Raw genomic sequence first — 19,040 nt, 5'->3', positions numbered from 1 at the left:
GATCAGGACTCGATCGCGGGACGACGGGCGTGCAGCCCCTCCTCCAGAGCGGTGGCCACCTCCGCCAGATCGGCGAGCAGGTCCTGCATCCGATCGGCGGAGATGCCGACGGGCGCGGCGGCCAGCACCCAGGCGTCCTCGGCCCAGAGGAGCTCGACGTCCTCGCCGACCGCGTCGCTGGCGTCGGCGACGCGCGGGGTCAGCAGCGGGCGGACGGCGTCGGCGTCGCTGACGAAGGCGTAGCGCTCACCGACCGGCTCGAGCAGGTCGAGACCGGCGTCGTCGGGCAGCGGGGCCGAGGGCAGCCGCAGCTCGACGGCGGCGGGCAGCGACTCGTGCACCTGCACCGCGCAGAGCACCGAGCTGATGCGGCCGGCCTGCTCGTGGTCGAACGCGTAGGCCTTGCGCGGGCCGTCCGGGGTGGGGACGTCGCCCGAGACCAGGTTGCGGGCCACACCGGGGCCGCCCTGGTGGATCGTCCCGTAGCGCCAGCGGCTGGGCAGGACGGGATCGGACTCGAGGTACTCCCACTCCCGCATGGACGCCCAGCGACGGCGGTCCCGCGTCGCGCCCCCGCGGAACCGGTCGAACAGCAGCAGACCGACACCGACGACGATCGCGACGAGGGCGATGACGAACCAGACCGACATGCCGGGCAGCGTAGTCCCGACGGGCCCCGTGGAGTGGTAACGCCACGGCTCCGGACGTGCACGTTCGTCGTGCACGGAGACTCAGCCGGCGGCCGGCTCGTCCCACTCCGCTGCCGTCGCCCGGCGGGCGGCGTCGTTCTTGCCGTACTCCAGCACGGCGTCCTGCCCCCGGGTCACCGTCTGCTCGACGGCCTCCCGCGCCGGCGACGTCGCGATCCCGGGCAGCAGACCGGTCCGCATGGTGTCCTCCAGCCTGTGTGCGACCGCGCTCGCCTTCTCCAGCAGGCCGACGACCTCCTCGACCCGGCGGACGACCGTGTGGGAGAGGTCGACGGCGTCGAGGACGAGGACGGCGATGCCGACCGGGGCGGCGACCCCCGCGGTGACGGCCGCGCCCGCAGTCCACGCGAGCAGCTTCGGGACCAGCCACACGACGAACTCGGCGATCAGGTCGCGCACGATCGCCCGCTCGGTGCCGACGACGGACGCCGAGGTCAGCACGACGTCGGCGACGCCGTGGGCGGTCTCGGAGAGTCGTCGCACGGCCTCGCCCCGGGTCACGGCGGCCCCGTGGAACGCGTCCCCCGCGGTCCCGGTCCAGGCGTCCGGGGCCGCCAGGACGGTCTCGATCTCCGGCAGGAGGGTGGCCAGCTCGCGGGAGATCTGGTGCCAGTCCTGCGCCCGGGCCTCGATCTGCCGGGGGTCCCCGCAGAGCCGGTCGAGGGGCTCGCTCAGGAAGGCGAAGTGCTCGATCGCCCATCCGACCCCGGCCGTCCCGAGCTCCTGCAACGGGTCGGTGACCATGCCGAGCGCGTCGAGCCCGGCCACGGTGGCGGCGACAGCGACGCCGGCGCCGTCCTGTGCCCCGGCCGCCTTCCCGACGTCCTCGATCGAGGAGAACACGCCCGCCCCGTCGAGGGGACCCGGCCCCTCGACGTCCACCGGGGCCGTCACCGGTCCCCGTCGACCGGGGCCGGGGCGGGAGCGGGGTCGACGTCGAGGAACGTGGCGGCCGTCCGGAGCTCGGTGTCGAGGTAGGCCGCGACGGCCTTCCGGGCGGAGGCCGCCAGGTCGTGCAGGCTCGCGGAGAGGACATCCAGCGCCTCGACCCCGGCCCGCATGGCCGCGGTGGCGTCGGCCGAGAAGAACTCCCCGATGACGCCGTAGGCGCCGGTGTCGAGCTCGGCCCGGGAGGGCCGCATCCCGGCGACGGCGGAGCCCGCACCGTCGAGGACGTCGGCACGGGCCGAGACCCTGTCGGGGACGACGCGGAAGCCCGGGGAGGTCACTGCCCGCCCTCCGCCGTGAGCGGCGCCATGATCCGCTCCACCTGCGCGGCCGAGTCCAGCGCGGCCTCCCGGCTCAGCCGCAGCACCGTCTCGGCGAGCCGGGCCCGCGGCAGCTCCTCGGCCCGCACCCCGAGCCGCAGGTCGGTCAGCATCCCGGACGCGTCGACGGTGACCACGACCGCACCGTCGCGGGTGCGTGCGGTCGCGGTCACCGTCGCGACCCGGTCCCGGGCCTGCTCGGCCCGGACCCGGATCGACTCGATACGGGTGCGGTACTCGTCCAGCCAGGTCCGCCCGGCGTTCGGCTGCTCGGCGGTGAAGTGCTCCATGGGCCCCGACGATGACGTGCACCGCCGGGGCCCACGGGCGAACCGGTGGATCAGTTCGCGATCGTGACCGCCGGGTCGGCCGCCCCGACCGCCTTGCCCACGACCAGGCCGCCGGTCCCGCCGTCGGCCGACGGGTCCAGGTCGACCCGGACCGTGTCGCCCTCGCGGACGCCGCCGGACAGCAGCTCGCGGGCGAGCTGGTCGCCGATCGCGGACTGCACCAGCCTGCGCAGCGGGCGCGCGCCGTAGACGGGGTCGAACCCGTTCATGGCGAGCCACTCGCGGGCCGCGTCGGAGACCTCCAGCGACAGCCGCCGCTTGGCCAGCCGGCGCCCCAGCACCCCGACCTGGATGTCGACGATGTGGGTCAGCTCCTCGGTCGACAGCGCGTGGAAGACCACGACGTCGTCGAGCCGGTTGAGGAATTCCGGCTTGAAGTGCGACCGGACGACCGCCATGACGGCGTCCGTGCGCCCCTTCTCGTCCAGGGACGGGTCGGCGATGGCCTGGCTGCCCAGGTTGGACGTCAGCACCAGGATCGTGCTGCGGAAGTCCACCGTCCGGCCCTGGCCGTCGGTGAGACGGCCGTCGTCGAGCACCTGCAGGAGCGTGTCGAAGACGTCCGGGTGGGCCTTCTCGACCTCGTCGAGCAGCACGACGCTGTAGGGCCGCCGCCGCACCGCCTCGGTGAGCTGACCGCCCTGGTCGTAGCCGACGTAGCCGGGAGGGGCACCGACGAGGCGGGCCACCGAGTGCTTCTCGGAGTACTCGCTCATGTCGATGCGGATCATCGCCCGCTCGTCGTCGAACAGGAACTCCGCGAGCGCCTTGGCCAGCTCGGTCTTGCCGACGCCGGTGGGCCCGAGGAACAGGAACGAGCCGGTCGGCCGGTTCTCGTCCGCGACGCCGGCACGCGCCCGGCGCACCGCGTCGGACACCACGCGCACGGCCTCGGCCTGGCCGACGACCCGGTGGCCGAGCTCGTCCTCCATGCGCAGGAGCTTGGCGGTCTCACCCTCCAGCATCCGGCCGGCCGGCACGCCGGTCCAGGAGCTGACGACGTCGGCGACGTCGTCCGGACCGACCTCCTCCTTCAGCATCACGTCCTCGGCCCGCTCGACCGTCTCGGTGGCGGCGGCGAGCTCCTTCTCCAGCTGCGGGATGCGCCCGTAGCGCAGCTCCGCGGCCCGGCCCAGGTCGCCGTCGCGCTCGGCCCGCTCGGACTCGCCGCGCAGCTGCTCCAGCTGCTCCTTGAGCTCGCGGGTGACGTCGATGGCGCTCTTCTCGTTCTGCCAGCGCGCGGTCAGCGCGGCCAGCTCCTCGCGCTTCTCGGCCAGCTCGGCGCGCAGGGCCACCAGTCGGTCCTTCGACGCCGCGTCGACCTCCTTGTCGAGCGCCATCTCCTCGATCTCCAGGCGGCGGACGGCCCGCTCCACGGTGTCGATCTCCACCGGGCGCGAGTCGATCTCCATCCGGAGCCGGGAGGCGGCCTCGTCGACGAGGTCGATGGCCTTGTCCGGGAGGAACCGGGCGGTGATGTAGCGGTCCGACAGGGCGGCCGCGGCGACCAGGGCGGCGTCGGTGATGCGGACGCCGTGGTGCACCTCGTAGCGCTCCTTGAGCCCGCGCAGGATGCCGACGGTGTCCTCGACGGACGGCTCGCCGACCAGCACCTGCTGGAAGCGGCGCTCCAGCGCCGGGTCCTTCTCGATGTGCTGGCGGTACTCGTCGAGCGTGGTCGCGCCGACCATCCGCAGCTCACCGCGGGCGAGCATCGGCTTGATCATGTTGCCGGCGTCCATCGCGCCCTCGCCGGACGCGCCCGCACCGACGATCGTGTGCAGCTCGTCGATGAAGGTGACGACCTCGCCCGCGGAGTCGGTGATCTCCTTCAGGACGGCCTTGAGACGCTCCTCGAACTCGCCGCGGTACTTCGCACCGGCCACCATCGACCCCAGGTCGAGGGAGACGACGCGCTTGCCGCGCAGCGACTCGGGGACGTCACCGGCCACGATGCGCTGGGCCAGGCCCTCGACGATCGCGGTCTTGCCGACGCCCGGCTCCCCGATCAGCACCGGGTTGTTCTTGGTGCGCCGCGACAGCACCTGGACGACGCGGCGGATCTCGGTGTCCCGGCCGATGACCGGGTCGAGCTCACCCTCGCGCGCCCGGGCGGTCAGGTCCTGGCCGTACTTCTCCAGGGCCTGGTAGCTGCCCTCGGGGTCCGGGCTGGTCACCCTGGCCGAGCCGCGGACCTTGCCGAACGCCTCGCGCAGCGCGTCCGGCGTGGCGCCGTGGCGCTGCAGCAGCTGGGCGACCGGGCCCCCGGACCGCGCGAGCCCGACGAGCAGGTGCTCGGTGGAGACGTACTCGTCGCCCATCTCGGTGGCGAGCTGCTGCGCCGCGGTGATCGCGGCCAGTGCGTCCCGGGACAGCTGCGGTGCGCTCACCGACGACCCCGACGCCGACGGCAGCCGGTCGCCCAGCGCGGTCAGCTCGGATCGGACGGCGGCCGCGTCCGCCCCGACGGCGGCCAGCAGCGGCGCGGCGATGCCGTCGCCCTGGGCCAGCAGGGCACCCAGCAGGTGGGTGGGCCCGACGTCGGGGTTCCCGGCCAGCGTCGCGGCCTGGACGGCGGCGGAGATGGCCTGCTGGGTACGGGTGGTGGGGTTGAAGGAGTCCATGCTCCGCGTTCCTCCCGGTCCTTCTGAGGTCGATGGTCTGTGGATGGGGAGCGGCACCCCGGGCCGCTGCTCCACAGTCTGCCCGGCCGGTGCGCCTCTCGACAGGGTCAACCGCAGAAAAGTTGAGTCCATTCCACTCAAGACCGGAAAGTTGCCGGGAACGACAGCGGCCCGCCCGGAGTGATCCGGACGAGCCGCGGGTGGATCGGGTGCGACGATCAGCGCTCGCTGTCGTCGATCACCGTGATGCGGTTGTCGTTGTCGCTGACGTCGCCGTTCAGGTTGTCCCGGACGTTGTCGTTCAGGAAGTCACTGCAGTCGCCGGCCTGGTCGATGTTCGAGCCGGCGATCGGCGCCTGCGCCAGGGCGTCGGCCGAGCTGGTGCGCAACCGTCGCCCAGGTCAGCGGCCGTGCGGGCGGCGCCGGAGCGTCCGCGAGGCCCCCGCGCCGAGGTGCGTCGTGCTCGGGAACCGGCGCCGGGAGGGCCGCGGCACCCGCGGCTCGGTCCCCTTGGCGCCGAAGAAGTCGCCGCCCTTGCGGGCCGGGTCGTCGGTCCCCCAGGCGCGCCGCTGCGTCACCCGCTCCATCCGCGGGATGTGCTTGCGGCAGTGGATGTAGGCCTCCTCCACGTCCACCACCACCCAGCGCTCGGCGCGGCGGCCGGCGGCGTGGTCGCGCGCGTGCCCGGGGTAGGTGGTGCGGAAGGCGTCGTCGTCCATGATCCGGGCCCGGCCGTTGACGTGCAGCCCGATCAGCGACTCGGTGAAGTCGACCATCAGCATCCCGACGTGCGGGTTCTCCACCAGGTTGCCGAGGCTGGCGTACACGCCGTTGCCCCGGTACTCGGGGTAGGCCAGCGTGTACGGGTCCAGCACGTGCAGGAAACCGGGCGGGCCGGCCCGCAGCGAGCTGTCGCACTCGCCGTGCGCGTCGGACGTCGCGACGAAGGCCATCTCCATCCGTCCGACGAACTCGATCATCCGCGGCAGCAGCCGGTCGCGGAGCTGGTCGTCGTAGAACCGGCCGGCACGGGCGGAGCTGCCCACCTCGGCCTGCAACGTGTGCTCACCCGCGGAGCCGGGCCGGTGCGGCCCGTCCGGGACCTGCGGGGCGTCGGACACGCCGCGCTCCGGGGGCGCGGGGACGACCACCGGCGGCGTGGCCGGACGGTCCCGTCCGGGCAGGACGACGGCGGGGATTCGCAACGGCACAGGACAACCGTGCCATCCGGCGCGGCCAGGACCAAACGATCACGGCTCCGACCGGCCCGAGACACCGCCACGTCGGCATTCCGCGCGATGGGCGCTATCCTGACCACGGCGCCACCCACGCCATGACGAGTGACCGCCGTCCCCGAACGGATGATGAGTGACAATGCGTACCCGCTCACCACACACTGGTGAGTCGGTCGGCGTACGCCGTTCCGGCGGATGGAGTCTCTCGCGTACCCTAACCGGCGGAACGCGGGCGGCGACGCCCGGTGTCACCGCGGCACGGAGCACGACCGAGGAGAGTGTCCGCCAGGCATGACTGCTGACCAGCTGATCGCCGGCGACGTCGCCCCGCCGCGACGCCCCGCCTCGGAGGCGGACCGCACCGTCGAGCTCATCCGGACCAGCTTCGCCCTCGTCGAGTCGCAGGCCGAGGACATCGGCAAGCACTTCTACGCCACGCTGTTCAGTCAGGCGCCCGAGACGCGTGACCTGTTCCCCGTGAACATGGAGGTGCAGCGCAGCCGGCTGCTGCGCGCCCTCGTGCACGTGGTGCAGATGGTCGACCAGCCCGACGACCTCGTCCCGTTCCTGCAGCAGCTCGGCCGCGACCACCGCAAGTTCGGCGTGCTGTCCCAGCACTACGACGCGGTCGGCGTGGCGCTGCTCTCGGCGATCGCCACGTTCGCGGGCGAGAACTGGACCCCGGAGATCGAGAAGGCCTGGACCGGCGCGTACGGGATCGTCGCGGACGCGATGCAGCAGGCCGCCGCGGCCGAGCGCGGGCCCGCGTCGTGGCTGGGCCGGGTCGTCGAGCACCGCCGGATCGGCTGGGACCTGGCCGTGGTCACCGTCGCGACCGACCAGCCGGTGCCCTACCAGGCCGGCCAGTACGTCTCGGTGGAGACACCGCACCGACCGCGGCTGTGGCGCTACCTGTCCCCGGCCAACGCGCCGCGTCGCGACGGGACGATCCAGTTCCACGTCCGCGCGGTCGAGGGCGGCTGGGTCAGCCGCGCGATCGTCGCGCACAGCCGGGTCGGCGAGACCTGGCGGATCGGCCCGCCGATGGGCCGGATGGCCGTCCCGCAGAACACCCGTCGCGAGCTGCTGATGGTGGCCGGCGGCACCGGCGTCGCCCCGATGAAGGCGCTGCTCGACGAGGTCGGCCGGCGCCCCCAGCCGCCGCGCACCCAGGTGTTCGTCGGCGGCCGCACGTGGGACGACCTGTACGACTTCACCTCGCTGCGCAAGCTGTCCTACAACTACCCGTGGCTCGACGTCATCCCGGTCGTCGAGTACGAGGACGAGCCGTCCGGGGCCGAGACCGGCACCCTGGCCGACGTCGTGACCCGGTTCGGCGCCTGGAGCGACCACGACGTCCTGGTCTGCGGGTCGCCGTCGATGATCCGCTCCACGGTGTCGCGGATGCTGGTCGCGGGCACGCCGCTCGACCGCATCACCTACGACCCGTTCACGATGGACTGAGCAGGCCCGTACGCCACGACGGCCGCCCTCCCGCACCGGGAGGGCGGCCGTCGTCGTCGCGAGGGCCGGTCAGAAGGCCTCGGTGGTGCGCACCGACAGCACGTGCAGCTCCCGGCTGCCGGTGAACGCGTCGCGCCCGTGCAGGAAGCGGTAGTTGTCGAGGACCAGCAGGTCCCCGCTCTCCAGCCGGAACCGCGGTGCGGCCTCGAACGCGGTGGCGAGCACGTCGGCGTAGGACTCGATGAGCGCGAGGTGGGTGTCCCAGTACGGCTCGCGCGGCACCGGCAGCGCGTAGTCGCTCGCTCGGACGGCACGCCGGCCACCACGGGTGTGCTCGATCATCCGGCGCAGCAGCGGGGTCGGCGGCACACCGCGCGGCGGGTTCGTCCGGCTGCCGAAGAAGTCCACGTCGCAACCGGTCAGGAACCCGTGCAGCGACGGGTGCTCCGCGGCGATCCGCTCGGCGAGCGCATAGCCGTCGACCAGCACCGAGTCGCCCCCGGACGGCGCCGGGGAGGTGCAGTGCATGAACAGGAAGTCCTCGTCGGGGTCGCGCAGCCGCACGGTGCGGCCGTGCACGTCGGCCTCGAGGAACGCGCCGTCGTTGTGCAGGCCGAGGACCGGCGAGTCGGTCCCGCCCTGCGGCCGGATGCCGAACAGCTCGCGCAGCCGCCCGCCGAGCAGGGTGGCCGCGGCGACGACCATCGCCTCCGGGTCCGGGCCGGCACCGGGGATCCGGACGACGCCGTCGCGGGCCAGCACCTCCCGGGCCTCGCCGAGCGCCGCCGCGCGGGGCACGACCCCGGTCTCGTCCACCAGGCTCTTGAGCTCCGGTCGCGCCTCGCCCCTGCGCCGTCCGTCGGTTCCGGTCATCGCCACGACGTACCTCCTGCCGTTCATCCGTACTCGCAGCAGTCTGGCAGGAACGAGGCGATGTCAGAACTGTCCGGTCGGACCGGTCGTCCACCGGCGTTCCAGCCCGCGGCCCAGCGAGGTGACGAGCAGCGCCGTACCGACGACGGCCAGCGCGGGCAGCAGGACGAGCTGCGGGGCGTTGAACAGGAACTGCCGCCCGTCGGCGAGCATCGCCCCCCACTCCGGGGTGGGCGGCTGCGGACCGAGCCCGAGGAACGACAGCCCGGCCACGGTCAGCAGGACGTTCGCGAACCGCAGGCACAGGTGCGACAGCAGCGGCCGGGCGAGGTTCGGCAGGACGTGCCGGAACGCGATCCGCAGCGGCCCGGCGCCGACGGCGACGGCGCCCTCGACGTACTCGCGGGCGCGTTCGCGGACCACGAGCTGGTAGGTGAGCCGGGCGAACGGCGTCCACCCGGCGACGACGATCGCCACCAGCAGCGACCACACGCCCGGCGCCCCGCCGGACGCGGCGACCACCACGAGCCCGATCAGCACCGCCGGGATCGCGACGAGCACATCGATGGTGCGCTGGAACAGCTGCCCGACCGCCCGTCCGCACCAGGCGGCGAGCACGCCCAGCACCGTCCCGATCCCCGCGCACAGTGCGAGTGCGACCAGGGTGAACCCGACCGAGAGCCGGGCGCCGACGGCGAGCCGGGCGAGCACGTCGCGGCCGAGCTGGTCGGTGCCGAGCGGGTGCGCGGCCGACGGCCCGGCGAAGCGGTGGGACAGGTCGTTGGCGACCGGGTCGAGCGGCAGCAGGGCGACCACGACGAGCACCCCGAGCAGGACCAGCGCCCCCGCCTGCCACCACGTCGAGCGCCGGGCGACGCGCGCGCGTGCGCCCGCCGGGCGGGCCAGTGCCGACGCGGTCACCGGACGGCGCCCCGGGCGACCGGGTCCAGCGCGAGCGCGAGCAGCTCGGCGAGGATCCCGGCGACGGCGGCGACCAGCACGATCGCGAGCAGCCCGGCCTGCACGACCGGCAGGTCCTGGCCCAGCACGGCGTCGTAGAGCAGGCGACCCAGGCCGGGGATCGCGAACAGCACCTCGACCACGACCGAGCCGCCGAGCAACCCGCCGAGGAACAGCCCGGACAGCGAGGTCACCGAGGTCAGGGCCAGGCGGCCGCCGTGGCGCCACAGCACCCGTCCGTCGCTGATGCCCTTGGACCGCGCGACGGCGACGTGCGGGCGGGCCAGCGCGTCGAGGGTCTCGGCGCGCACGAGCTGGGCGGCGAGCGCGGCGGGGAACGCGGCGAGCGTGACCACCGGCAGCACGGCCTGGTCGACCCCGCCCCAGCCGGTCGCGGGCAGCACCGGCACGGTGACGGCGAAGGCGAGCACCAGCGCCGTCCCGAGCACGAACTCGGGGATCGCGACGCCCAGCACCGAGCCGGTGGTCAGGACCCGGTCGAGCCGGCCGCCGGGACGGCGCGCGGCGCGCACCCCGAGAGGGATGCCCACCAGGGCCGCGAGCATCAGCGCGGCGACGGCGAGGGTCAGCGAGACCCCGAGAGCGGGCCAGAGCAGGCCCGAGACGGGAGTACGGCTGGTCCAGGAGATCCCGAGGTCGCCGCGCAGCAGCGCGCCGGCCCAGCCGGTGAACTGGTCCCACCAGGAGCCGTCGAGGCCGTACTCCTCCCGCAGCGCGGCCAGCACCGCCGGGTCCGGGTCGGACTCCCCGGTCCGGCTGCGCAGGATCGCGAGCGCGGTGTCCTGGCCGGAGAACCGCGGGAGCAGGAACACCAGCACCGCCGCGGCCACGGCGACCAGCGGTAGCGCCAGCAGCCTGCGCGCGACGAGTGCGGTCACTCCGTCGTCGCCAGCCCGGGGACGACGAGCGACTTGGCCAGCGGGTCGACGGTGTAGCCGGTGACCCGGTGCCCGACACCGTTCGCGTTGGTGTGCACCAGCGGGACCCCGACGACGTCGGCGGTCAGCTTCGCCGCGGCCTCGGTGAAGACCTTCTGACGTGCGGCCGGGTCGGTCTCGGTGGCCAGCGGGGCGAGCAGGGCGTCGAACTCCGGCGAGCAGTAGTGGTTGAGGTTGTAGGAGCCCTGGCAGGTGTAGTCGGTGGCCAGCGTGGCGCCGGCGTCCGGCACGTCGAGCAGGTAGCTGCGCGAGAGCAGGTACATGTCGAAGTCACCGGCGAGCAGCTGCGGCTCGCGGGCGTCGTAGTCGCCGATGCGGACGGTGGCCTCGATGCCGGCCCCGCGGAGCATCTCCTGGACGGCGGTGACCAGCGTCGGGAGCTCGGGGCGGGCGCCGTAGGCACCCAGCTCGATCCGCAGCGGGTTGTCCGGGCCGTAGCCGGCCTCGGTCAGCAGCTGCCGGGCGCGCGCGGGGTCGGCGGGCGGCGGGGCGTCCTGCGAGCCCCACGCCACCGCCGGGCCGAACAGCTCCGAGGCCGGGATCGCCGACCCGGCGAGGGCCTGCTCACCGAGCGCGGTGCGGTCCACCGCGGCCGCGACGGCCTGACGCACCCGGATGTCGGCGAAGGGCTTGCGGGACTGGTTGAGGATCAGCGACGCCGTCCGGGGCGCGGCGACGGTCTGGTTCACGTACTCGTCGCCGGTGAACTCCAGGGCGCTGGCCTCGGGGAGCTCCTGGGCGATGTCGGCGTCGCCGGCCCGCAGCGCCAGGGCGCGGGCGGCCGGGTCGGGCACGAAGTTCGCGGTGACCCCGGCCAGCTGCGGGCGCTCGCCCCAGTAGCGGTCGTTGCGGACGAGGGTCACCGACTGGGCGCCGTTCGCCTGGGTGATCGTCATCGGGCCGGTCCCGGTCTGCTGGACCGACGGCGGGGTGGCCCGGTACGCCGACGGCGCCAGGATCGCGGTGTTCGCGCTGGACAGCCGCAGCGGCAGGATCGGGTCGGGCTTCGTCGTCGTGACGCGCACGGCGTCCGCGCCGTCCGCGGCAGCCTGCAGGCCGATCCCGCGCACCGCGCGCGGCGGCGCGGCGACGCCGGCCACCCAGTTCAGGGCGGTCGCGGCGGCCTGCCCGGTGAGCGGCTCGCCGTTCTGGAAGGTCACGCCGGGGCGCAGCTCGAACCGCCAGGTCCGCGGGTCGGACTGCTGGGCCCACGCGGTCGCCAATGCGGGTCGCGGCCGGCCGTCCGGCCCGGACGCCACCAGGGACTCGGTCACACCCAGCTGGGAGACGACGAACGCGTCGTCGGTGTCCACCCCGTAACCGGCCGACGGGCCGAAGGCCATCGCGATCGTGGCCTGCCCATCCGGGACGACCCGGCCGCTCCCGCCGCCGCTGCCACCGCACGCGGTGAGGACCGCGGCGCTCACCGCCACGGCGACGGCGACCCGCAACCGGGAACGACGGGGTGCTACGACGGCGCACGCGGCGGGCATGGCGACCTGTCCTCTCCGGCGCCCCTCGACCGTGTGTCACCCGGCGCCCGGAAGATCTTCGGTAAGCCTGTACACACGGTCAAGTATCTTCATGCATGCGCATATGTCGTTACTGCCATCGAGTCGCGACTGCAGAGGGCGACCTGGTACCACTTCGTGGTGCTCCGCAGTCTGCTCCGCCGCCCCGCCGATCCCGAGTCGGACCCGCGTCCCGCGGCTCCGCTCCGCGTCGGTCGATGGGCGCACTTCAGCGGGCTCCCGCCGGTCATGAAACTGCTGATCAGCACCCAGCTGGCCTTCAACGTGGGCTTCTACATGGTGCTGCCCTACCTGGCCACGCACCTGGCCGAGGACCTCGGGCTCGCCGCGGCGGCCGTCGGGCTGGTGCTGGGGCTGCGGACGTTCAGCCAGCAGGGGCTGTTCGTGATCGGCGGGACCCTGACCGATCGGTTCGGTGCGAAGCCGGTCGTGCTCGCCGGGTGTGCGCTGCGCGTGACCGGATTCATCCTCCTCGGGGCCGCCGGCACGCTGCCCGCGGTCATCGGCGGGGCGCTGCTGACCGGGTTCGCGGCGGCCCTGTTCTCGCCGGCCGTCGAGTCGTCGCTGGCGCGGGAGGCCGGGGAGCGGGAACGCGCCGGGGAGGGCCCGCCACGGACCGAGGTGTTCGCGATGTTCGCCGTCGCCGGTCAAGTCGGGACGGTCACCGGGCCGCTGGTCGGCACCGCGCTCATGCTGGTCGACTTCCAGCTGGCCTGCCTGGTCGCCGCCGTCGGCTTCGTGGTGGTGGGGCTGGCGCACTGGCGGTGGCTGCCGTGGCGGGAGGCCGAGCAGGCCGGACGGCCGATGCTCGCGGGCTGGGGCGAGGTGCTGGGCAACCGTCGCTTCATGCTGTTCGCGGCCGGCTACTCGGGCTGGCTGCTGTCCTACAACCAGCTGTACCTGGCGCTGCCCGACGAGCTGGAGCGCGTCGGCCGCACCGCGGCACTGGGCTTCCTGTTCGTGCTGATGTCGGTGCTGGTCATCTGCCTGCAGATGCGGGTGACGACGTGGGGCCACCGGATCGGGGCCGGCCGCTCGGTGGTGCTCGGGTTCTGCCTGATGGCCGCGTCGTTCACCGTCGTCGCGGTGGCACGGCTGCTGCCGGGCCTGCCGGGGTGGTGGGCGCTCGCACCCGCGGTGCTGATGGTGCTGCTGCTGACCTTCGGCGAGATGTTCGCCGTGCCGGTCGCGCAGGACCTGGTGCCCCGGCTGGCCGGGGAGCGCAGGCTGGGCGCCCACTTCGGGGTGCTGGCCTCGTTCGGCGGGCTGATGGTGCTCGTCGGCTCGACGGGCGTCGGCGCGCTGCTGGACCCCTCGTTCCCGCCGGCGCTGCCGTTCGCGGTGCTGGCCGCGGTCCCGCTACTGGGCGCCGTGGTGCTCGGGCTGCTGGCCCGCCGCGGGGTCCTGACGGCGGCCTGAGCGGTCCGGGCCCGCACCGCCCGGGGGACTCAGCCGTCGTCTGCGGGGCGCCAGCGCACGACGGCCTGGCGCCGGTCCACCGGCACGAGGTCGCGCCGGTAGGAGCGGTGCACCGCCGCCGTGGCCTGCGCGGCGGCGGCACGGACCGCGTCGAGCTCGGCGGTGGCCTCCTCGAGCCGTGCCGAGAGCTCGTCGACCATCTGTTCCAGCTCGATGATCCGCTTGACGCCCGCGAGGTTCACGCCCTCCTCCTGGGAGAGCCGCTGCACCTCGCGCAGCAGCGCGATGTCGCGCTGGGAGTAGCGACGCCCGCCGCCCGCGGACCGGCCCGGGCTGACCAGGCCGATCCGGTCGTAGCTGCGCAGGGTCTGGGCGTGCAGGCCGGACAGCTGCGCGGCGACCGAGATGACGAACACCGGGCTGTCGTGTGCGACGTCGACGGTCAGCGCTTCCTCCCCGTCCCGGGGGGTGCGTCGTCCGGCCACCGCCATCACCTCCTGGTGCTACCGAGCAGATCGGCCCGCGGGTCGAACGACGACGTCGCCTCGGCATAGGCCTCCAGCGCACTGGTGGCCGCCTCGTCCAGCTTCTGCGGCACCGCCACCTCGACGGTGACCAGCAGATTGCCCTTCTTCCCGTTCCTGCGCTCGACCCCACGCCCCGACACCCGGAACGTCCGGCCGCTGGCGGTCCCCGGCGGGATCCGCAGCGAGACGGTGCTGTCGAGCGTCGGCACCGTCAGGGTCGCACCCAGAGCCAGCTCGGGGAAGGTCACCGGCACGGTGAGGGTCAGGTCGTCGGAGTTCTTCGACGACCGCCCGAAGATCCGGTGCGGGGTGACCGAGACCGTGACGTAGAGGTCACCGGCGGGTGCGCCGCCGCGACCGGGCTCGCCCTGGCCCGCGAGCCGGACCTTCTGCCCGTCGTCGACGCCGGCGGGGACCCGCACCGTCAGCGACCGGGTCCGGGTGGACACGCCGTCGCCGTGGCACTCGGGGCACGGGTCGTCGATGATGCGGCCGGTCCCGCGGCAGTCGCGGCACGGCTCGGAGAACGAGAACGCGCCCTGGCTGCGGTTCACCAGACCCTGACCGGAGCAGGTCGGGCAGGTGCGCGGGGTGCTGCCGGGCCGGGACCCGGTGCCGCCGCAGCGCTCGCAGCGCCCCGGCGAGGACAGCTTGATCGGCACCGTCGCGCCGCGCACCGCGTCGTCGAAGGAGATGGTCAGGCTGCTCTCGACGTCCTGACCGCGGCGGGCACCGGCCGTGCCGTACCCGCCCGCACCGCCGGCGTTGTTCCGCGCGGTGCGGCCGAAGATGTCGCCGAGGATGTCGCTGAAGTCGCCGGCCCCGGCACCGCCGGAACGGCCGGCCTGGCCGAACAGGTCGTTGATGTCGAAGCCGCCCTGGCCGGCGCCACCGGGACGCGCACCACCGGGGAAGCCACCGCCGGTGCCGAACCCGCCGAAGCCGCCGCCGCCCGCGAACATCGCGCGGGTCTCGTCGTACTCCTTGCGCTTGGACTCGTCGCCCAGCACGCCGTAGGCCTCGGAGACCGACTTGAAGCGGGCCTCGGCCTTCTCGTCACCGGGGTTCGCGTCCGGGTGCAGCTCGCGGGCGAGCTTGCGGTACGCCTTCTTGATCTCGTCCTGGGACGCCGTCGAGGAGACGCCCAGCTCGCGGTAGAAGTCCTTCTCGATCCAGTCGCGCTGGGTCACTCCGCCTCCTTCCCGATCAGACCCGCGGTGCGGCGGGAGACTCGTCGCCTCCCGCCGCACCGCGCGGTCACGTCCCTGTCCGCCCTGGTCAGGCGGGGTTCTGCGGCTCGCCGTCGCCGGCGTCCGCGCCGCCGTCGGCGGCATCGGCCCGGGCCTGCTCGGAGACCTCGGCCTCCGGGCGGTCCTGCACGGTCACCATCGCGGGGCGGAGCACCCGGTCGGCGATCCGGTAGCCGCGGCGCAGGACCGTGGACAGCACGGTGACCGTGGGGCCGGAGCCCTCGGCCGGCTCGTGCTGCACGGCCTCGTGCAGCGACGGGTCGAACGCCTCGCCCTCGGCCCCGAAGGGCTCGAGGCCGAGCTTGGAGAGCACCCCGGTGACCTTGTCGGCCGCCGACTTGAACGGCCCGGTGAGGTCGCCGTGCTGCTCGGCGCGCTCGAAGTCGTCGAGCACGACCAGCAGGTCGCTCGCCACGGAGACCTTGGCGTCGACCCGGGTCTGCTCGCGGTCACGGTCGGCCCGGCGCCGGTAGTTGGCGTACTCGGCGCTGACCCGCTGCAGGTCCGCGGTGCGCTCGGCGACCTCGGCCCGCAGCTTCTCGACCTCCGGGTCCTCCCCGTCGGCCGGGCCCGCGACCTGCTCGCCGTCCCCGGCCGGGGCCGCCGTGTCGGCGGCCCCGGTCGTGTCCGCACCGTCCGTCGCCGGACGGGCCTCGCCGGTCTCCGGGTCCACCTTGCGGCGGTCCCGGAAGGTCACCGGCTCCTCCTGCTTCTGCTCGTCTGCCATGTCGACCGTCCTGTCGTCCCGTGGATGGCCGCCGGCCGTCACTTGTCGCCCTTGGCGTCCTTGTCGTCGTCCACGATCTCGGCGTCGACGACGTCGTCCTGCGCGTCGGACGCGGCACCGTCCGCAGCACCACCGGCGGCCCCCGCGGCGCCCTCGGCACCGGGCTGGGAGTACAGGGCGGACCCCATCTTCTGGGACTCGGTGGCGAGCTTCTCCATCGAGGACTTGATCGCCTCGTGGTCGGTGCCCTTCAGCGCCTCCTGGGTCTCACCCAGGGCGGCGTTCACCGCGTCCTTGACGTCGGAGGGGAGCTTCTCGTCGTTCTCCTTGACGAACTTCTCCGTCTGGTAGACGAGGGTCTCCGCCTGGTTGCGGGTCTCCGCCTCCTCGCGACGCTTGGCGTCCTCCTCGGCGTGCGCCTCGGCCTCCTTGACCATGCGGTCGATGTCGTCCTTGGACAGCGCCGAACCGCCGGTGATCGTCATCTCCTGGCTCTTGCCGGTGCCCATGTCCTTGGCGGACACGTTGACGATGCCGTTGGCGTCGATGTCGAAGGAGACCTCGATCTGCGGGACACCGCGCGGCGCCGGCGCGATGCCGGTCAGCTCGAACATGCCGAGCTTCTTGTTGTACGCGGCGATCTCGCGCTCGCCCTGGAAGACCTGGATCTGCACCGACGGCTGGTTGTCGTCCGCGGTGGAGAAGATCTCCGAGCGCTTGGTCGGGATCGTGGTGTTCTTCTCGATCAGCTTGGTCATGACGCCGCCCTTGGTCTCGATGCCCAGGGACAGCGGGGTGACGTCGAGCAGCAGGACGTCCTTGACCTCACCGCGGAGCACACCGGCCTGCAGCGCGGCACCGGCGGCGACGACCTCGTCCGGGTTGACGCCCTTGTTCGGCTCCTTGCCGCCGGTCAGCTCCTTGACGAGCTCGGTGACGGCGGGCATCCGGGTGGAGCCACCGACGAGGACGACGTGGTCGATCTGGTTCACCGAGATGCCGGCGTCCTTGATGACCTGGTTGAACGGGTTGCGGGTGCGGTCCAGGAGGTCCTGGGTGATCCGCTGGAACTCCGCGCGGGACAGCGTCTCGTCCAGGAACAGCGGGTTCTTGTCCGAGTCGACCGTGATGTAGGGCAGGTTGATGCTGGTCGACGAGGAGCTGGACAGCTCGATCTTCGCCTTCTCCGCGGCCTCACGGAGCCGCTGCATCGCCATCTTGTCCTTGGTCAGGTCGATGCCCTGGGAGGACTTGAACTTGTCGACGAGCCAGCTGACGATCCGCTCGTCCCAGTCGTCGCCACCGAGGTGGTTGTCGCCGTTGGTGGCCTTGACCTCGACGACGCCCTCGGCGATCTCCAGCAGGGACACGTCGAACGTGCCGCCACCCAGGTCGAAGACCAGGATGGTCTGCTCCTTGTCGCCCTTGTCGAGGCCGTAGGCCAGCGCGGCCGCGGTCGGCTCGTTGACGATCCGGAGCACGTTCAGACCGGCGATCTGGCCGGCCTCCTTGGTCGCCTGGCGCTGTGCGTCCTCGAAGTACGCGGGCACCGTGATGACGGCGTCGGTGACCTCGTCGCCCAGGTAGGCCTCGGCGTCCCGCTTCAGCTTCTGCAGGACGCGGGCGCTGATCTCCTGCGCCGCGAAGGTCTTGCCGTCGATCTCCGACGTCTTCCAGTCGGTGCCGATGTGACGCTTGACCGAGCGGAACGTGCGGTCGGAGTTGGTGACCGCCTGGTTCTTCGCCGACTGACCGGTGAGGACCTCGCCGTTGCGCGCGAACGCGACGATCGACGGAGTGGTGCGGGCACCCTCCGAGTTCGCGATCACCGTCGGCTCGCCACCCTCGAGGACGGCGACGACGGAGTTGGTGGTCCCGAGGTCGATACCGACCGTACGAGCCATGGTGACTGCCTCCGAGATGTGTGGGGTGTGAGTGCGTCCGGCTCAAGTTGTACCAGGCCGGGGAGCGCCTCGCGCATCGCCCTTGAGTGGGTCCTGCTCAACTTGCTCTCATGGGGGTCAACGAGGGACCCGGAAGACTTGTTCCCGAGGGACTCAACTTTTATCCACGACGTTCGCGGGTGGTCCGAACGGCCGTCGACGGGGGGTGGGGCGGGCTAGCCTGTGGCCGCTCGATCGTCGACGGAGGATCACCGTGCTCGTACCGGCTGCGCGTCGCACGGCCCTCGGCGTCGTGGGCGCCGCTGTGATCGTCGGGCTCACCTCCTGCATGCCGCAGCCGCCAGGTCTCGTAGCGGACCCCACCGTGCCCGCGCGCCCGGCCGCCATCGATGTGAGCGGACGCCATCCGTGCGAGCTGCTCGACACCGCACAGCGCTCGGACCTCGATCTGGGGGCCGGCAAGGTCGACGACGCGACGATCGGAGGTCGTCCTGCCCCGACCTGCGGATACCTGGGCACAGACCCGGCGGGGGTCGACGTCAACCTGCAGTTCATCCCGGTTCCGACGTCTCAGCTCCTGTCCGTTCCGGGAACGGCACCGGTCGACGTGTCGGGATACCGCGCCGCCGAGACCGTGTATCCGTCGAGCTCGTACCCCTCGTGCGAGGTGGGTGTCGACATCGACGACGCGACGTCGTTGCGAGCACAGGCCATGGCGACGTCGTCGAACCTCCAGCGTTCCGGAACCACCGACCGCGACCTGTGCACGAGGGCCCGCGCCGTGGCCGCTGCCGCTCTGCCCTCGCTCATCCATCGCTGATCCGACTCCGCGACTTCGCAATCGCGACGAGCGCTGCGGAAACCGCTGTCTCCGGGAGCTGGCGCACCTACGTTCCGGCCGTGGAACAGACCCAGCGAGGGACCGTGGGCTCGTCGGACGCCTTGATGAGCCAGATCTCGCCGGACAACGTGCTCGAGGTAGGTCGCGCCCTGTCCGCCCAGATCATCGCCATTCGAGAATCTCTCCGCAGCGCGCAGAGGACACGGGTCGGTCCCTGCGGGGACGACCCGATCTCGGGAGTCGCGACACCGGCGTTCCAGGACAGGTTCGAGCGGACGATCGCGACGCACGCGCAGCATCAGACCGAGTTGGAGGAAGCGGTTCGACGACTCCGAGCGACTGCGGTCGTCTTCGAGCTCGGCGAGGACGCCATCGCTCGTTCGTTCACGATCTGAGA

General features: G+C 73.0%; 19 protein-coding genes. 4 read left to right on the top strand and 15 right to left on the bottom strand.

The features are described 5' to 3' along the window. Positions 1-2 precede the first annotated feature (2 nt). The 7 genes from DMP15_RS03415 to DMP15_RS03385 form a co-directional block, all read right to left on the bottom strand. Complete coding sequence (locus DMP15_RS03415) at positions 3-650, bottom strand: hypothetical protein (protein WP_062403935.1); 648 nt, start codon at positions 648-650, stop codon at positions 3-5. A gap of 81 nt (positions 651-731) precedes the next feature. Beyond that, a complete protein-coding gene (locus DMP15_RS03410; RefSeq protein WP_073576046.1) occupies positions 732-1,604 on the bottom strand; it encodes a WXG100 family type VII secretion target in 873 nt (290 codons plus the stop codon). Beyond that, positions 1,601-1,939: a type VII secretion target gene (locus tag DMP15_RS03405; RefSeq protein ID WP_073576047.1), complete on the bottom strand. Its 339-nt coding sequence runs from the start codon at positions 1,937-1,939 to the stop codon at positions 1,601-1,603. Before DMP15_RS03405 ends, DMP15_RS03410 begins: the two co-directional genes overlap by 4 nt. Continuing rightward, the gene (locus DMP15_RS03400; protein WP_073576048.1) at positions 1,936-2,268 is read right to left on the bottom strand and encodes a YbaB/EbfC family nucleoid-associated protein; all 333 of its coding nucleotides are present in this window, start codon (positions 2,266-2,268) and stop codon (positions 1,936-1,938) included. The genes DMP15_RS03405 and DMP15_RS03400 overlap by 4 nt, the downstream gene beginning before the upstream one ends. A 50-nt stretch (positions 2,269-2,318) precedes the next feature. Beyond that, complete coding sequence (gene clpB / locus DMP15_RS03395) at positions 2,319-4,952, bottom strand: ATP-dependent chaperone ClpB (protein ID WP_073576049.1); 2,634 nt, start codon at positions 4,950-4,952, stop codon at positions 2,319-2,321. A 218-nt stretch (positions 4,953-5,170) separates the two neighbouring features. Beyond that, complete coding sequence (locus tag DMP15_RS03390; protein WP_161151954.1) at positions 5,171-5,341, bottom strand: hypothetical protein; 171 nt, start codon at positions 5,339-5,341, stop codon at positions 5,171-5,173. A gap of 12 nt (positions 5,342-5,353) precedes the next feature. Continuing rightward, positions 5,354-6,163: a pyridoxamine 5'-phosphate oxidase family protein gene (locus DMP15_RS03385; RefSeq protein ID WP_073576050.1), complete on the bottom strand. Its 810-nt coding sequence runs from the start codon at positions 6,161-6,163 to the stop codon at positions 5,354-5,356. Between the two features lie 315 nt (positions 6,164-6,478). Here DMP15_RS03385 and DMP15_RS03380 point away from each other — a divergent pair, with 315 nt between their 5' ends. Continuing rightward, entirely contained in the window at positions 6,479-7,651 is a 1,173-nt protein-coding gene (locus DMP15_RS03380; protein WP_174565877.1) for a globin domain-containing protein, read from the top strand. Between the two features lie 69 nt (positions 7,652-7,720). On the opposite strand, the gene DMP15_RS03375 is transcribed toward DMP15_RS03380, so the two are convergent. From DMP15_RS03375 to DMP15_RS03360, 4 genes are all read right to left on the bottom strand, one after another. Continuing rightward, complete coding sequence (locus DMP15_RS03375; RefSeq protein WP_073576146.1) at positions 7,721-8,524, bottom strand: TauD/TfdA family dioxygenase; 804 nt, start codon at positions 8,522-8,524, stop codon at positions 7,721-7,723. A 63-nt stretch (positions 8,525-8,587) separates the two neighbouring features. After that, positions 8,588-9,445 carry an ABC transporter permease gene (locus DMP15_RS03370; protein WP_073576051.1) on the bottom strand — a complete coding sequence of 286 codons (858 nt, stop codon included), beginning with the start codon at positions 9,443-9,445 and terminating at the stop codon, positions 8,588-8,590. After that, positions 9,442-10,383, bottom strand: a complete 942-nt coding sequence (locus tag DMP15_RS03365; RefSeq protein WP_073576052.1) for an ABC transporter permease — start codon at positions 10,381-10,383, stop codon at positions 9,442-9,444. Before DMP15_RS03365 ends, DMP15_RS03370 begins: the two co-directional genes overlap by 4 nt. Further along, positions 10,380-11,936 (bottom strand): ABC transporter substrate-binding protein, encoded by a 1,557-nt coding sequence (locus DMP15_RS03360; RefSeq protein ID WP_337825436.1) that lies wholly within the window; start codon positions 11,934-11,936, stop codon positions 10,380-10,382. The genes DMP15_RS03365 and DMP15_RS03360 overlap by 4 nt, the downstream gene beginning before the upstream one ends. Before the next feature lie 267 nt (positions 11,937-12,203). Here DMP15_RS03360 and DMP15_RS03355 point away from each other — a divergent pair, with 267 nt between their 5' ends. Beyond that, on the top strand, positions 12,204-13,394 hold the full coding sequence (locus DMP15_RS03355; RefSeq protein WP_237453792.1) for an MFS transporter: 1,191 nt from the start codon (positions 12,204-12,206) through the stop codon (positions 13,392-13,394). 29 nt (positions 13,395-13,423) lie between these two features. Here DMP15_RS03355 and DMP15_RS03350 read toward each other — a convergent pair whose 3' ends face one another. The 4 genes from DMP15_RS03350 to dnaK form a co-directional block, all read right to left on the bottom strand. Beyond that, positions 13,424-13,879, bottom strand: coding sequence for a heat shock protein transcriptional repressor HspR (locus DMP15_RS03350; protein WP_304580136.1), 456 nt, complete (start codon positions 13,877-13,879; stop codon positions 13,424-13,426). A gap of 5 nt (positions 13,880-13,884) precedes the next feature. Beyond that, positions 13,885-15,111 carry a molecular chaperone DnaJ gene (gene dnaJ, locus DMP15_RS03345; protein WP_073576055.1) on the bottom strand — a complete coding sequence of 409 codons (1,227 nt, stop codon included), beginning with the start codon at positions 15,109-15,111 and terminating at the stop codon, positions 13,885-13,887. 88 nt (positions 15,112-15,199) lie between these two features. Continuing rightward, complete coding sequence (gene grpE / locus DMP15_RS03340) at positions 15,200-15,898, bottom strand: nucleotide exchange factor GrpE (RefSeq protein WP_073576148.1); 699 nt, start codon at positions 15,896-15,898, stop codon at positions 15,200-15,202. A gap of 38 nt (positions 15,899-15,936) precedes the next feature. Further along, positions 15,937-17,802 (bottom strand): molecular chaperone DnaK, encoded by a 1,866-nt coding sequence (dnaK, locus tag DMP15_RS03335; RefSeq protein ID WP_073576056.1) that lies wholly within the window; start codon positions 17,800-17,802, stop codon positions 15,937-15,939. A 253-nt stretch (positions 17,803-18,055) separates the two neighbouring features. Here dnaK and DMP15_RS03330 point away from each other — a divergent pair, with 253 nt between their 5' ends. Next, the gene (locus DMP15_RS03330; protein ID WP_073576057.1) at positions 18,056-18,622 is read left to right on the top strand and encodes a DUF3558 family protein; all 567 of its coding nucleotides are present in this window, start codon (positions 18,056-18,058) and stop codon (positions 18,620-18,622) included. A gap of 80 nt (positions 18,623-18,702) precedes the next feature. Beyond that, the gene (locus DMP15_RS03325) at positions 18,703-19,038 is read left to right on the top strand and encodes a PE domain-containing protein (protein WP_073576058.1); all 336 of its coding nucleotides are present in this window, start codon (positions 18,703-18,705) and stop codon (positions 19,036-19,038) included. The last annotated feature ends 2 nt before the right edge of the window (positions 19,039-19,040 follow it).

This window comes from Pseudonocardia sp. UM4_GMWB1, assembly GCF_017312155.1.
In the GTDB taxonomy this organism is placed as follows: domain Bacteria; phylum Actinomycetota; class Actinomycetes; order Mycobacteriales; family Pseudonocardiaceae; genus Pseudonocardia; species Pseudonocardia alni.
The sequence above is the reverse complement of the archived record's forward strand: the minus strand, read 5'-3'. Positions and strand labels throughout refer to the sequence as shown.